Raw genomic sequence first — 12,021 nt, 5'->3', positions numbered from 1 at the left:
CCTCCAGCCATCCTACACGCTGTTATTTCCCTCGCCGCGGCCGGGCGACATGGATGGCACGGTCGTGCACGGCCAGGGCGGCCTCGTGGAAGGACTCCGACAGGGTCGGATGGGCAAACACAGTGAGCATGACGTCTTCGGCGCTGGCCTGCATTTCCAGGGCCAGCACGGCCTGAGCAACCAACTCCGAGGCATGCGGACCGATCATGTGCGCCCCCAGCAGGCGGTCGGTTTCGGCATCGGCCAGCAATTTGATGAAGCCATCGGTCTGACCGGCGGCACGGGCACGGCCGCTGGCAGCGAAGGGAAAGACACCGCTGCGGTACTCAATCCCCTCTGTCTTCAGGGCCTGCTCGGTCTTGCCCACCCAGGCGATCTCGGGCTGGGTATAGATGACCGACGGGACGGCATCGTAGTTCAGGGAAGCGTGATGCCCGGCGATCAGTTCGGCCACCATCACACCTTCTTCCGAGCCCTTGTGTGCCAGCATCGGGCCGCGCACGGCATCACCGATGGCATAGACCGTGGGCAGGTTGGTGCGGCATTGCTCATTGACATGGATGAACCCCCACTCGTCCAGCAGCAGTTGGCTCTCATCACTGGCCAGGCCCTCGGTATTGGGACGCCGCCCGACCGCCACGATCAGCCGATCGACCTGTTCCTGCTCCCTGCCCTTCGCGTCCTCGTATTCGATATGCACCTTGCTGCGTTTGATCTCGCACTCGGTGACGCGCGCCCCCAGGCGGATATCCAGTCCCTGCTTGCGGAACTGGCGCAGCGCCTCCCTGCCGAGCTGCGCATCGGTCATGGACAGGAACTGTTCCTGGGCCTCGAGCAGGATCACTTCGCTGCCCAGGCGCTGCCAGACGCTGCCCAGTTCCAGCCCGATCACGCCGGCACCGATCACGCCCAGTCGCCTGGGCACGCTGTCGAAGGCCAGCGCCCCGGCGGAGTCGACGATCCGGTCGTCGGTCAGCGGGATATGATCGATTTCCACCGGCGCGGAGCCGGGCGCCAGAATCACATGGCCGGCCTCCAGCGTCTGCGCTTTACCGTCGGCCGGGGTAACCTCGACCTGTGTGCCCGACACCAGCCGGCCCCGGCCGGCCAGCCAGGTGATGGTATTGGACTTGAACAACTGCTCGATGCCCTGGGTGAGTTCCTGCACCACCTTGTCCTTGCGAGCCATCATGGCGGGCAGATCCAGTGCCACGCCCTTGCAGGTCACGCCGTGCGTGGCCAGTTCCTGCTGCGCCCGGACATAGAGTTCGGAGGATTCCAACAGGGCCTTGGAGGGAATGCAGCCGACATTCAGACAGGTCCCGCCCAGGGCCGGCCTGCCCTGCGGATTGACCCACTCGTCCACGCAGGCTGTGGCAAGCCCCAGCTGGGCACAGCGGATCGCGGCCACATAGCCTGCCGGTCCGGCGCCGATCACCACCACATCGTATTTGTCCGTCATGCGCTCTTCTCCCCTGACATGCCGTCAGGTATCCAGTCAGACATCCAGCAGCAGGCGTGCCGGATCCTCGATCATATCCTTGATGGTGACCAGAAACTGCACCGCCTCGCGGCCGTCGATCAGGCGATGATCGTAGCTCAGTGCCAGGTACATCATGGGCCGGACGACCACTTCGCCGTTCTCCGCCACCGGACGCTCCTGGATCCTGTGCATGCCGAGAATGCCGCTCTGGGGCGGATTGATGATGGGGGTGGACAGCATGGAGCCGAACACGCCGCCGTTGGTGATGGTGAAGGTGCCTCCCGTGATCTCATCCAGTTCCAGCCGCCCTTGCTGCGCCCGTTGGGCAAAGTCCAGGATGCGCCCTTCGATCTCGGCCAGGCCGAGCGCGTCGGCATCGCGCAGGATGGGCACCACCAGGCCGCGCGGCGAACTGACCGCGATGCCGATGTCGAAATAACCGTGGTAGACGACATCGTTGCCGTCGATGGAGGCATTGACCTCCGGGAACCGCCGCAGCGCCTCCACGGCCGCTTTGACGAAAAAGGACATGAACCCGAGTTTCACGCCGTGACGCGTCTCGAAGGCCTCGCGATAGCGCTGGCGCAGCTGCATGACCGGCTGCATGTCGACCTCGTTGAACGTCGTCAGGATGGCGGCATTGTGCTGCGCCTCAAGCAGGCGCTCCGCCACCCGTGCGCGCAGGCGGGTCATGGGCACGCGCTTCTCCTCGCGTCCTCCGGCCCCGGCAGTGGCTGCCGCCGGTTCCGGCGGCGGTGCGGGCGTCTTCTGCGGGCGGGTCTGCGCAGCCTCCTGTCGGGCCTGATCGGCCGTCGTCGTCTCACTGCCGTGTGCGAGGTGCTGTTCCACATCCTCCTTGAGGATGCGTCCGTCCTTACCCGTGCCGGTCACCTGCGAGGCTGCAATGCCGTGTTGTTCCAGCAGCCGTCGCGCCGAGGGTGAGACCGGCGGGTTCGCGCTGCGGTTCTCGCTGTCCGCCTCCGTTCCGGCGGCTGGCGGCGAGGCAGCGCTGGCGTCCGCCGCTCCACCCTCGCGCAGGCGGCCGATGACCTGGCCGGAGGTCACCACCTCACCCTCGCCCTGCTCAATACCCTCGAGCACACCGGCGGCCGGCGCGGGGACCTCGAAGACCACCTTGTCGGTCTCGATCTCCACCAGGGTCTCGTCACGCGCAACCGCTTCGCCGGGCCGCTTGTTCCAGCGCAGCACAGTGCCGTCGGCGACCGATTCGGGGAAGCTGGGAACCTTGATTTCGACTGACATGGGCGTGTTCCTGTTATTGACTGTTCACTGGCCTGTACCTGTACTCTCCAGCCCCAGCGCCTCGGCCACCAGCCGGTGCTGCTGCTGCACATGCAGCCAGTTGTAGCCGACCGCAGGGGCAGCGGAAAAAGGCCGGCCGGCATACTCCAGCGGCGCGTCACAGGGCAGGGAGGCATACAGATGATGCTGGGTGGAATACCAGGCGCCCTGGTTCTTGGGCTCCTCCTGGCACCAGATATAGGTTTCCACGTTGGGGTACTGCTCCAGGATCCGGCGCAGAATGCCTTCCGGGAAGGGATAGAGCCGCTCCAGGCGGATGATGGCGACATCGTTCAGTTCCACCTCGCGGCGCTTCTCCAGCAGGTCGTAGTAAACCTTGCCGCTGCACAGGATCACCCGGTTGACCGCCGCGGGGTCGAGTTCGTCGAGCTCCGGAATGACGGCATGGAATCCGCCCTCGGTCAGATCCTCCAGCCGGCTGACCGCGAGGCGGTGACGCAGCAGGCTCTTCGGCGTCATGACCACCAGCGGCTTGCGGCAGGTGTTGAGCATCTGCTGGCGCAACAGGTGAAAGATCTGCGCCGGCGTGGTCGGCACGCAGACCTGGATATTCTGCTCCGCGCACAGCTGCAGGTAGCGCTCCAGGCGGGCCGAGGAATGCTCCGGGCCCTGCCCTTCGTAGCCGTGCGGCAGGAACATCACCAGTCCGCACAGTCGGTTCCATTTCTGCTCGCCGGCACTGATGAACTGATCGATCACCACCTGCGCGTTGTTGGCGAAATCGCCGAACTGGGCCTCCCAGATCACCAGGGTGCCGGGATCAGTGGTGGCATAGCCGTACTCAAACGCCAGCACGGCCTCCTCCGAGAGCAGCGAGTTGATGACCAGGAAATTGGCCTGGTCCGCGCTGATATTGCGCAACGGCACATAGGGCGTGCCGTCGACCTGGTTGCTGATCACGGCATGCCGGTGAAAGAAGGTGCCGCGCCCGCTGTCCTGTCCGGACAGGCGCACCGGATAACCCTCGGTCAGCAGCGAGGCGTAGGCCATGGTTTCGGCATAGCCCCAGTCGATGGACAGGGCCCCGGCGGTCATCTTGCGCCGGTTCTCCATGATCTTGCCCACGTTGGAATGGATCTCGAATCCCTCGGGCAGACGCGACAGACCCTGCCAGAGCTGCTTGAGGCGGGCAGCGTCGATGGCCGTGTTCACTTCAGTGGTACAGGACTGACCGATGTAGGGCTTCCAGTCGACCGCATGCGGGTACGGCGACTGCTCGGCGGGGATGAGCTCCTTCACCACACTGCGCCCGGCATCGAGCGCGTCCCGGTACGCCTGCAGCATCTGTTCGGGAGCATCCGGCTCGATCAGGCCTGCGTCGATCAGGGTCTGGGCATACAGGCCGCGTGCCGAGGGCTTGTGCTTGATCGACTGGTACATCAGGGGCTGGGTGGCGGTGGGTTCGTCGGCCTCGCTGTGGCCGTGGCGGCGGTAGCAGACCAGGTCGATGACCACATCCTTGTGGTAGGTCATGCGATAGTCCAGCGCGATCCGGGTCACGAACAGCACTGCCTCGGGATCGTCGCCGTTGACGTGAAGGATGGGGGCATTGACCATCTTGGCAATGTCGGTGCAGTACTGGGTCGAGCGGGCATCGCGCTGGTATGAGGTGGTGAAGCCGATCTGGTTGTTGACCACCAGGTGCACCGTGCCCTTGGTGGAATAGCCGCGCGACTGCGACATGTTGAAGGTTTCCATCACCACGCCCTGCCCGGCAAAGGCGGCGTCGCCGTGGATCAGTACCGGCACCACGCTGGTGCCCTCCGTATCCCGGCGCCGGTCCTGGCGTGCCCGCACCGAACCCTCGACCACCGGGTCGACGATCTCCAGATGCGAAGGATTGAAGGCCAGATTGATGTGCACCGGGCCGCCCCGGGTCTGGATGTCCGAGGAAAAGCCGAGGTGGTACTTCACGTCGCCCGACCCGCTGCCCTCGTGTCCGGCCCTGCCCTCGAATTCCTGGAACAGTTCGGCCGGGGTCTTGCCCATGATGTTGACCAGCACGTTGAGCCGGCCGCGGTGCGCCATGCCGATGACCAGTTCCTTCACCCCGTGGACGCCGCCGCGCTGGATCAACTCGTCCAGGATGGGGATCAGGCTGTCGCCGCCCTCCAGCGAGAAGCGCTTCTGGCCCACATAACGATTGTGCAGGTAGCGCTCCAGTCCCTCGGCGGCAGTCAGCCGGTCGAGGATGCGCTGGCGGGTCTCGTCGGAGAAGCGCGGCGGCCCGGCGCAGGATTCCAGGCGCTGCTGCAGCCAGCGCTTCTCGCCGGTCTCGGTGATATGCATGTACTCGGCGCCGATATGACCGGCATAGGTACAGTCGAGCAGTTCCAGTATCTCGCGCAGGCTGGCCCGCTCCACCCCGGCCAGAGAGCCGGTATCGAAGATCCGGTCCAGGTCGGCCTCGGTCAGTCCGTGATGGGCGGGTTCGAGCTCCGGGATGTGCGGCCGTTCGCGCAGGCCCAGCGGGTCGATGTCAGCGATCTGATGGGCGCGGAAGCGATGGGCATTGATCAGCTGCAGCACCCGGATCTGTTTTTCCTCGTGGGAAGCCGCGGCAGCCGGCGCGCCGCGGCTGGAAGGCCGGCGCGCGAGTGAGCGGAACTGTTCCCGCACCGGGGTGTGCGAGGCCTCGTGCTGGCGGGCATCCACGGCAGGCAGGGTATCGAAGAAGGTACGCCAGTGCTCCTCGACCTGGGCCGGATCCTCCAGGTAACGGTCATAGAGCGCATCCAGATAGTCGCCGTTGTGGCCGCTCAACTGGGAGTCCGCCCACAGACGCTGCATGCTTTTGAGTTTGACTCTGTCTTCCATGGAATGGATCTGGCCGTGTTTGCGGAAAAGAAGGCAATTCCTGCGCCAATCCGCTTCAAACTCAAGTTTGAGACATCAACCGACTGGAATCCACTCCCTGCAGCCGCGATCAGGGTCCACGCCCACGTGGAACAAGTACGGTTTCATGCCATGGTGACTTGTTTTTGACGAAAAATCGTCATAAACCCGCGGCCGCTTCCCACCCACCGGGTTGTCCCCTCATACGTCATTCCCTACTCTTGATCAGGATTCCGCGATACAGACAAAGGCACGACTGATGGATCTGATCAACCTGCTGCTGGAGAGATTCGACTGGGAAGTCCTGATCCTCACCAGTCTGCGAATCCTTCTCATCCTGGTCCTGATGTGGGGGCTGATGCTGCTGGCCCGGCTCGGCCTGCGCCGGCTGGAACAGCGGCTGGTCCGACGTGGCCAGGATGCCGATGAGAGCCTGACCGAGGCAAGCAAGCGGGCCGAGACCCTGATCCGGCTGCTGCGCCAGGGCATCCGCATCGTGATCTGGGTCGTTGCCCTGCTGATCATCCTGCGCGAGCTCGGCGTGGACATCGCCCCTATTCTCGCCAGTGCCGGCATCGTCGGCCTGGCCGTGGGCTTCGGCGCCCAGAACCTGGTGCGCGACGTCATCGCCGGCTTTTTCATCATCCTGGAGAATCAGGTGCGGCTGGGTGACGTGGCCATCATCAACGGCACCGGCGGCCTGGTCGAGGCCATCAATTTCCGCACCCTGGTGCTGCGCGATCTCTCCGGTACCGTGCACGTCTTTCCCAACGGCACCATCACCACACTGTCCAATATGACCCGCGAGTGGTCCGGCTATGTGTTCGACATCGGCGTGGCCTACAAGGAGGACGTGGATACCGTCATTGGCATCATCCGGGAGGTCGGCGAGGAATTGGCCGCGGACGAGCACTTCGGCGCCCTCATTGTCGAACCCATCGAGGTGTTCGGGCTGGACAACTTTGCCGACTCGGCCGTGGTCATCAAGGGCCGGCTCAAGACCCGGCCCATCCAGCAGTGGGCAGTGGGCCGGGAATTCCGCCGCCGGCTGAAATACGCCTTTGATGCCCGCGGCATCGAGATCCCCTTCCCGCACCGTACCCTGTACGTGAACGACACCGACCGGGAGTTGCTCCAGGCCCTGGCCCACGCCGGCCGGGCGCAGGACACAGAGCAACCCCGTAGGTCGGATTAGCCCGCAGGGCGTAATCCGACATCCTGCCAGCCTGTCGGGTTACGCTGCGCTATCCCGACCCGCCCGACTTCCTCCCCCTCGATGGGGGAGGATTGAGGAGGGAGTGCATCAAATCAGCCGTACCAGGGCATGCACTCGGCCTCGGCGGCAGGCAGACGTGAGGCCCGTTGCCGGGCGCTCTCCCAGCCCTGCTCCAGACCCTGCCGCCAGTCGCGTACGAATTCCTCGATGGATTCGGCGAAATCCGGGTCCGGCTCGGCCCGGTTGATGCTGCAATGGACGGTAATGCGCCCTTCGCTGCCGGCGTTCTCCACCGTCAGCGTCCATTGCAGGGCATTGGGACACCCCGGCAGAGAGAAGCGGATGCCGTCCCGTATCACCTCCCGATGCACCCGGAACCGTCCCCACAGGCAGCTGATCTCGCCACGCTCGCCACTGTGCTCGAGCACCTCGGCGATGCCCGCGCACCATTGCGGCAGGGTTTCGATGCGGACGAACCGCTGCAGTTCCGGCGCACTCAACCGTGCCCGGGCATAGGCAAAGGCTTCCACTGACAACCTCCCGGCCTGTTCATGGCGCCCATAAGACTGCCTGATGCGCCAATAAGATTATTGCGGTTAATAGATAAGTACATTATAATATTTGTCAGTTATTCATTACGGATGCTTATCATTTATCCGAAAGAATACACTATTTATTCATAACTTTAAGGATGAAACTTAAATTAATGTCACAAGAGGACCTGTATCTCTTTATCGTTGGACAGACCGACAATAACACACCCCTGCGGCCGCATAACTGGGCCGAGCGCTTCGCCGGCAACCTGGCCAGTTTCGGCCGCGACCGGCGGCTGCGCTATTCGGATGCCCTGGCACCGGTCATGGTCGACGGCATCAAGTGCCTGCGGGTGGCCAAGGCACTGGCCGACTCGCAGCCGGGGCTGGTCGATGACATCCTGCGCTTTGCCGACCTCCACGGCCTGACGGTCCGCAACCGGAGCGAACCGGAACTGGCACTGGCAAGCTGAACCGGCCCGCAACGCCACCACCGCCGGCGCGGGGACAGCAATGTCCCTGCCCGCTGAAACTCCCCCAAGGGGATAGCGACGGCATACCCCATGAGGCCAACTTCTGACCATTCGGAGCCGGTGCTACTATTGCAGGGGCGCAGGTAGCACCGGGGATGCCCGATGCCGCGCTGCGGGCGTCTTCCTGCGAGTTGGAGCGAATCACCATGGGCAGTGCCAACGACATCCCGGTAGAACTGGTCGAGGAGATCCGCGGCAAGGCCCTGCATGCGCCGCGCCCGCGCGATCTCAGCCCGGAGCAGCGCGACGCCCTGATCGAGCGCATCCGGGGCCTGCTCGAGGCCAACAACGCCGTGCTCATCACTCATTATTATGTCGATGAGCAGCTGCAGATGCTGACCGACGCCACCGGCGGCTATGTCGGCGATTCGCTGGGCATGGCCGATTACGGCAACAAGCATGCCGCCACCACCCTGGTGGTGATCGGGGTGCGCTTCATGGGCGAGACCGCCAAGATCCTCAATCCCGAGAAACGGGTGCTGATGCCCGACCTGGGTGCGGAGTGCTCACTCGACCTGAGTTGCCCCATCGACGCCTTCAGCGCCTTCTGCGACCAGCACCCGGACCGCACCGTGGTGGTCTATACCAACACCAGCGCCGAGGTGAAGGCCCGCGCCGATTGGGTGGTGACCTCCTCCAACGCCGTCGACATCGTCGCCCACCTGCACGCCAGGGGCGAGAAGATCATCTTTGCGCCCGACCGTCATCTGGGCCGCTACGTGCAGCAGAAGACCGGTGCCGACATCCTCAACTGGCAGGGTTTCTGCGTGGTGCATGACGAGTTCAAGGCCAGCGAGCTCAAGCGCCTGATGGCTGAGCATCCCGAGGCCGAGCTGATCGCCCATCCCGAATCCCCGGCCGAGGTGCTGGACATGGCCGATGCCATTGGCTCGACCACCCAGCTGATCAAGGCGGCGCAGGCATCCAAGGCGAAGACGCTGATCGTGGCCACCGACATGGGCATCTTCCACAAGATGCACGAGGCCGCCCCGGACAAGCAGCTGATCGCTGTCCCCACCGGCGGCGAAAGCGCCACCTGCGTCAGCTGCGCCCATTGTCCCTGGATGGCCATGAACAGCCTGGAAAACCTCGCCGCAGTGCTGGAAAACGGCAGCGGCCACGAAATCCACATCGACGAGACAGTGCGCCGCAGGGCCCTCGTCCCCATCGAGCGCATGCTCGAATTCTCCCGCGCCCAGGGCAAGGTCTGAGCCTCAGCCCCGGCTTCCTGCGGTCCCGGCGTGCCACCTGGCCTCCGGCGTCGAAGCCTCACTTCCGAGCCATGCGCCGGCGCATCCCGTTCTGCATCACGTATGACGGCGGTCGGCTTGCCTGCGCCGGTCCCGGTTTCGGCTGAACCCGGCGGCTGAAGTCGGAACAGATACCCCGGTCTGGCCCGACAGACCGCCGTCGGGCGTCCGTTGCCGGGCCATCGGCCTCATGCAGCACCTATGTGCTGGCCGCGGCGCTGACACTGGGGCTGGTGATATGGCTGTGGCAGCCGCTGGACAGGATGATCTGGACGGTCGCCGATCCACTGGCACGCGCCGCCATGTGGGGGCTGTTCGCCTTCGGCTGGCTGTACCTGGTGGCCGCGACCTACGTTACCGATCACTATGACCTGTTCGGCCTGCGCCAGGCCTGGCTGCATCTGCGCGGCAGGCAGTACAGGCCGGTGCCGTTCGTGCGCAAGTGGATGTACCGCTACAGTCGTCATCCCATGATGCTGGGCATCCTGATCGGAATCTGGGCCACGCCGGAGATGAGCGCGGGCCACCTGGCGCTGGCCCTGGGGCTGACCGGCTATATCGCCCTGGGTGTAATGCTCGAGGAGCGCGAGCTCGCCGGACACTTCGGCGAGCCCTATCGACGCTACCGGCGCGAGGTGGGTGCGCTGCTGCCCTGGGTCTAACTCTGCTGCGACTTGCCGCCGATGGCATCCAGCATCGGCTTGATCAGGTCCATCGGCACCGGGAAGACGATGGTCGAGTTCTGCTCGCCGGCGATGTCGGTCAGGGTCTGCAGATAGCGCAGCTGGATCGAGCCGGGCTGGCTGGCCAGTACCTTGTAGGCCTCGGCCAGCTTTTCCGAGGCCTGCATCTCGCCCTCGGCGTGGATCACCTTGGCCCGGCGCACCCGCTCGGCCTCGGCCTGCTTGGCAATGGAGCGGATCATGCTCTCGTCCAGGTCCACGTGCTTGATCTCCACGTTCGAGACCTTGATGCCCCAGGCATCGGTCTGGGAATCCAGCAGTTCCTGGATATCGTTGTTGAGCTTGTCGCGCTCCGACAGCATCTCGTCCAGGTCGTGCTTGCCCAGCACCGAGCGCAGCGTGGTCTGGGCCAGCTGGCTGGTGGCGGAATAGTAGTCCTCGACCTGGATGATGGCACGTTCAGAGTCGATCACCCGGAAGTAGAGCACCGCATTGACCTTCACCGAGACGTTGTCCTGGGAGATGACGTCCTGGCTGGGCACATCCATCACCACGATGCGCAAATCCACCCGCACCATCTGCTGGATGAAGGGGATGACGATGATCAGACCCGGCCCTTTCACTTTCCAGAACCGGCCGAGCATGAAGATCACGCCGCGCTCGTATTCGCGCAGGATGCGGAACATGGAAAACACCAGTGCCAGGACCAGTGCGGCGATGGTGACGATCGTAATCGGCATACCAGGACTCCTTCAGCGTGACAACGCCAGATTGAGAGTTGCAGTACCGTCCATGGATCAATCTTCCTCGAGCGGTTCGATTTCCAGCAGCAGTTCATCCATGCCGGTGACACGTACCCGCTGGCCCTGGCGCACCGGCCGAACGGCCCGGGCGCGCCAGTTCTCACCATGCACATGCACCCAGCCGCGGTCGCTGAAATCCTCGCGCGCCGTGCCCAGGGCACCGATCATCTGCTCCTGACCGCTGACGACAGGCCGCTCCCGCGCCTTGACCACCATGCCCAGCACGAAAATGAAGAAGGCGGCGCTGGTCACGCTCACCGTGGCGATCAGCGCCGGCGAGATGCCGTAGCCGGGCGCGTCGGTGTCGATCAGCATGATGGAACCGATGACGAAGGCGATCAGCCCGCCGATGCCCAGCGCCCCGAAACTGGGCACGAAGGCCTCGGCCGACATGAAGATGATGCCGAGGATGATCAGGCCCAGCCCGGCATAGTTCACCGGCAGGACCTGCAGCGCGAACAGGGCCAGGATCAGCGAGATGGCGCCGACCACGCCGGGGACGATGAAGCCCGGGTTGTAGAATTCCAGCAACAGCCCGTAGAAGCCGAGCAGGATGAGGATATAGGCAATGTTGGGGTCGGCGATCACCGCCAGCAGGCGGGTGCGCCAGTCGGGTTCGATGGTCTCGATCTGCATGTCCCGGGTGGCCAGGGTGCGCGTCTCGCCCTGGATCTCGAACTCGTAGCCATCGAGCGCCTGCATCAGTTCGGTCAGATTGGCGGCCACCAGATCGATCACATCCCGCTCCAGCGCCTCCTCTGCCGCCAGGCTGGCCGCCTCACGCACCGCCTGCTCGGCCCAGTCGGCATTGCGCCCGCGCAGCTGCGCCAGCGAGCGGATATAGGCCACGGCGTCGTTGACCGCCTTACGCTGCTTGGCATCGCCCGGCTCCGCCGCTGCCTGCTCGCCTTCCTGGGCAGCGTCCTGATCGGGCTGGCCCGGCGGTTTCGGCATGCCGCCGCCGTCGTCGATCAGGTTCACCGGCGTGGCCGCACCCAGGTTGGTGCCCGGCGCCATGGCGGCAATATGGCTGGCATACAGGATATAGGTGCCGGCGCTGGCCGCCCGCGCCCCGCGCGGGGCCACGAAGCTCGCCACCGGCACCGAGGAATTGAGGATGGCCTTGATGATGGAACGCATGGAGGTATCCAGTCCGCCCGGGGTGTCCAGGCGCAGGATCACCAGTTCGGCGCCTTCGGCTTCGGCACTGGCCAGCCCCCGTTCAATGAAATCCGCCGTCACCGGGCCGATGCCGCCCTCGATGTCCAGCAGTACGGCCGCGCCCTGGGCCTGCACTGCCGACGTCAGCGCCAGCAGCGCCGCCGCCAGCCACAACCGTATCGATGTCATTCCTGTGTCCTG

The 12,021-nt window shown here is 64.6% G+C and carries 10 protein-coding genes; 4 read left to right on the top strand and 6 right to left on the bottom strand.

The annotated features are described in order from the left end of the window. Positions 1-22: 22 nt before the first annotated feature. Genes lpdA through COW1_RS03875 form a run of 3 tightly spaced genes read right to left on the bottom strand, consistent with a single transcriptional unit; the run spans position 23 to position 5,623 of the window. Positions 23-1,462, bottom strand: coding sequence for a dihydrolipoyl dehydrogenase (gene lpdA / locus COW1_RS03885; RefSeq protein ID WP_201345484.1), 1,440 nt, complete (start codon positions 1,460-1,462; stop codon positions 23-25). A gap of 36 nt (positions 1,463-1,498) precedes the next feature. Further along, complete coding sequence (odhB, locus tag COW1_RS03880; RefSeq protein ID WP_201345483.1) at positions 1,499-2,746, bottom strand: 2-oxoglutarate dehydrogenase complex dihydrolipoyllysine-residue succinyltransferase; 1,248 nt, start codon at positions 2,744-2,746, stop codon at positions 1,499-1,501. 24 nt (positions 2,747-2,770) lie between these two features. Then, the gene (locus COW1_RS03875; RefSeq protein ID WP_201345482.1) at positions 2,771-5,623 is read right to left on the bottom strand and encodes a 2-oxoglutarate dehydrogenase E1 component; all 2,853 of its coding nucleotides are present in this window, start codon (positions 5,621-5,623) and stop codon (positions 2,771-2,773) included. A 277-nt stretch (positions 5,624-5,900) separates the two neighbouring features. Between COW1_RS03875 and COW1_RS03870 the strand changes: the two genes are divergently transcribed. After that, positions 5,901-6,836: a mechanosensitive ion channel family protein gene (locus tag COW1_RS03870; protein WP_201345481.1), complete on the top strand. Its 936-nt coding sequence runs from the start codon at positions 5,901-5,903 to the stop codon at positions 6,834-6,836. A 113-nt stretch (positions 6,837-6,949) separates the two neighbouring features. Here COW1_RS03870 and COW1_RS03865 read toward each other — a convergent pair whose 3' ends face one another. Beyond that, positions 6,950-7,387, bottom strand: coding sequence for a hypothetical protein (locus COW1_RS03865; RefSeq protein WP_201345480.1), 438 nt, complete (start codon positions 7,385-7,387; stop codon positions 6,950-6,952). 176 nt (positions 7,388-7,563) lie between these two features. Here COW1_RS03865 and COW1_RS03860 point away from each other — a divergent pair, with 176 nt between their 5' ends. From COW1_RS03860 to COW1_RS03850, 3 genes are all read left to right on the top strand, one after another. Beyond that, positions 7,564-7,863, top strand: a complete 300-nt coding sequence (locus tag COW1_RS03860) for a DUF3579 domain-containing protein (RefSeq protein WP_201345479.1) — start codon at positions 7,564-7,566, stop codon at positions 7,861-7,863. 155 nt (positions 7,864-8,018) lie between these two features. Further along, positions 8,019-9,134 (top strand): quinolinate synthase NadA, encoded by a 1,116-nt coding sequence (nadA, locus tag COW1_RS03855; RefSeq protein ID WP_242466487.1) that lies wholly within the window; start codon positions 8,019-8,021, stop codon positions 9,132-9,134. Positions 9,135-9,289: 155 nt separating this feature from the next. Next, on the top strand, positions 9,290-9,835 hold the full coding sequence (locus COW1_RS03850; protein WP_370590898.1) for an isoprenylcysteine carboxylmethyltransferase family protein: 546 nt from the start codon (positions 9,290-9,292) through the stop codon (positions 9,833-9,835). Here COW1_RS03850 and COW1_RS03845 read toward each other — a convergent pair. After that, positions 9,832-10,596 carry a slipin family protein gene (locus COW1_RS03845; protein ID WP_096366386.1) on the bottom strand — a complete coding sequence of 255 codons (765 nt, stop codon included), beginning with the start codon at positions 10,594-10,596 and terminating at the stop codon, positions 9,832-9,834. The genes COW1_RS03850 and COW1_RS03845 overlap by 4 nt on opposite strands. 57 nt (positions 10,597-10,653) lie before the next feature. After that, positions 10,654-12,009: a nodulation protein NfeD gene (locus COW1_RS03840; RefSeq protein ID WP_242466486.1), complete on the bottom strand. Its 1,356-nt coding sequence runs from the start codon at positions 12,007-12,009 to the stop codon at positions 10,654-10,656. Positions 12,010-12,021: the final 12 nt, after the last annotated feature.

The sequence above is a fragment of the Thiohalobacter sp. COW1 genome, assembly GCF_016629505.1.
In the GTDB taxonomy this organism is placed as follows: domain Bacteria; phylum Pseudomonadota; class Gammaproteobacteria; order Thiohalobacterales; family Thiohalobacteraceae; genus Thiohalobacter; species Thiohalobacter thiocyanaticus_A.
The sequence above is the reverse complement of the archived record's forward strand: the minus strand, read 5'-3'. Positions and strand labels throughout refer to the sequence as shown.

What these genes read in the sequence shown, in the direction of transcription:
- odhB (WP_201345483.1), bottom strand. Translation starts at nt 2,746, where the DNA reads ATGTCAGTCGAAATCAAGGTTCCCAGCTTCCCCGAATCGGTCGCCGAC.
- COW1_RS03875 (WP_201345482.1), bottom strand. Translation starts at nt 5,623, where the DNA reads ATGGAAGACAGAGTCAAACTCAAAAGCATGCAGCGTCTGTGGGCGGAC.
- COW1_RS03870 (WP_201345481.1), top strand. Translation starts at nt 5,901, where the DNA reads ATGGATCTGATCAACCTGCTGCTGGAGAGATTCGACTGGGAAGTCCTG.
- COW1_RS03840 (WP_242466486.1), bottom strand. Translation starts at nt 12,009, where the DNA reads ATGACATCGATACGGTTGTGGCTGGCGGCGGCGCTGCTGGCGCTGACG.
- lpdA (WP_201345484.1), bottom strand. Translation starts at nt 1,462, where the DNA reads ATGACGGACAAATACGATGTGGTGGTGATCGGCGCCGGACCGGCAGGC.
- nadA (WP_242466487.1), top strand. Translation starts at nt 8,019, where the DNA reads ATGCCCGATGCCGCGCTGCGGGCGTCTTCCTGCGAGTTGGAGCGAATC.
- COW1_RS03845 (WP_096366386.1), bottom strand. Translation starts at nt 10,596, where the DNA reads ATGCCGATTACGATCGTCACCATCGCCGCACTGGTCCTGGCACTGGTG.
- COW1_RS03860 (WP_201345479.1), top strand. Translation starts at nt 7,564, where the DNA reads ATGTCACAAGAGGACCTGTATCTCTTTATCGTTGGACAGACCGACAAT.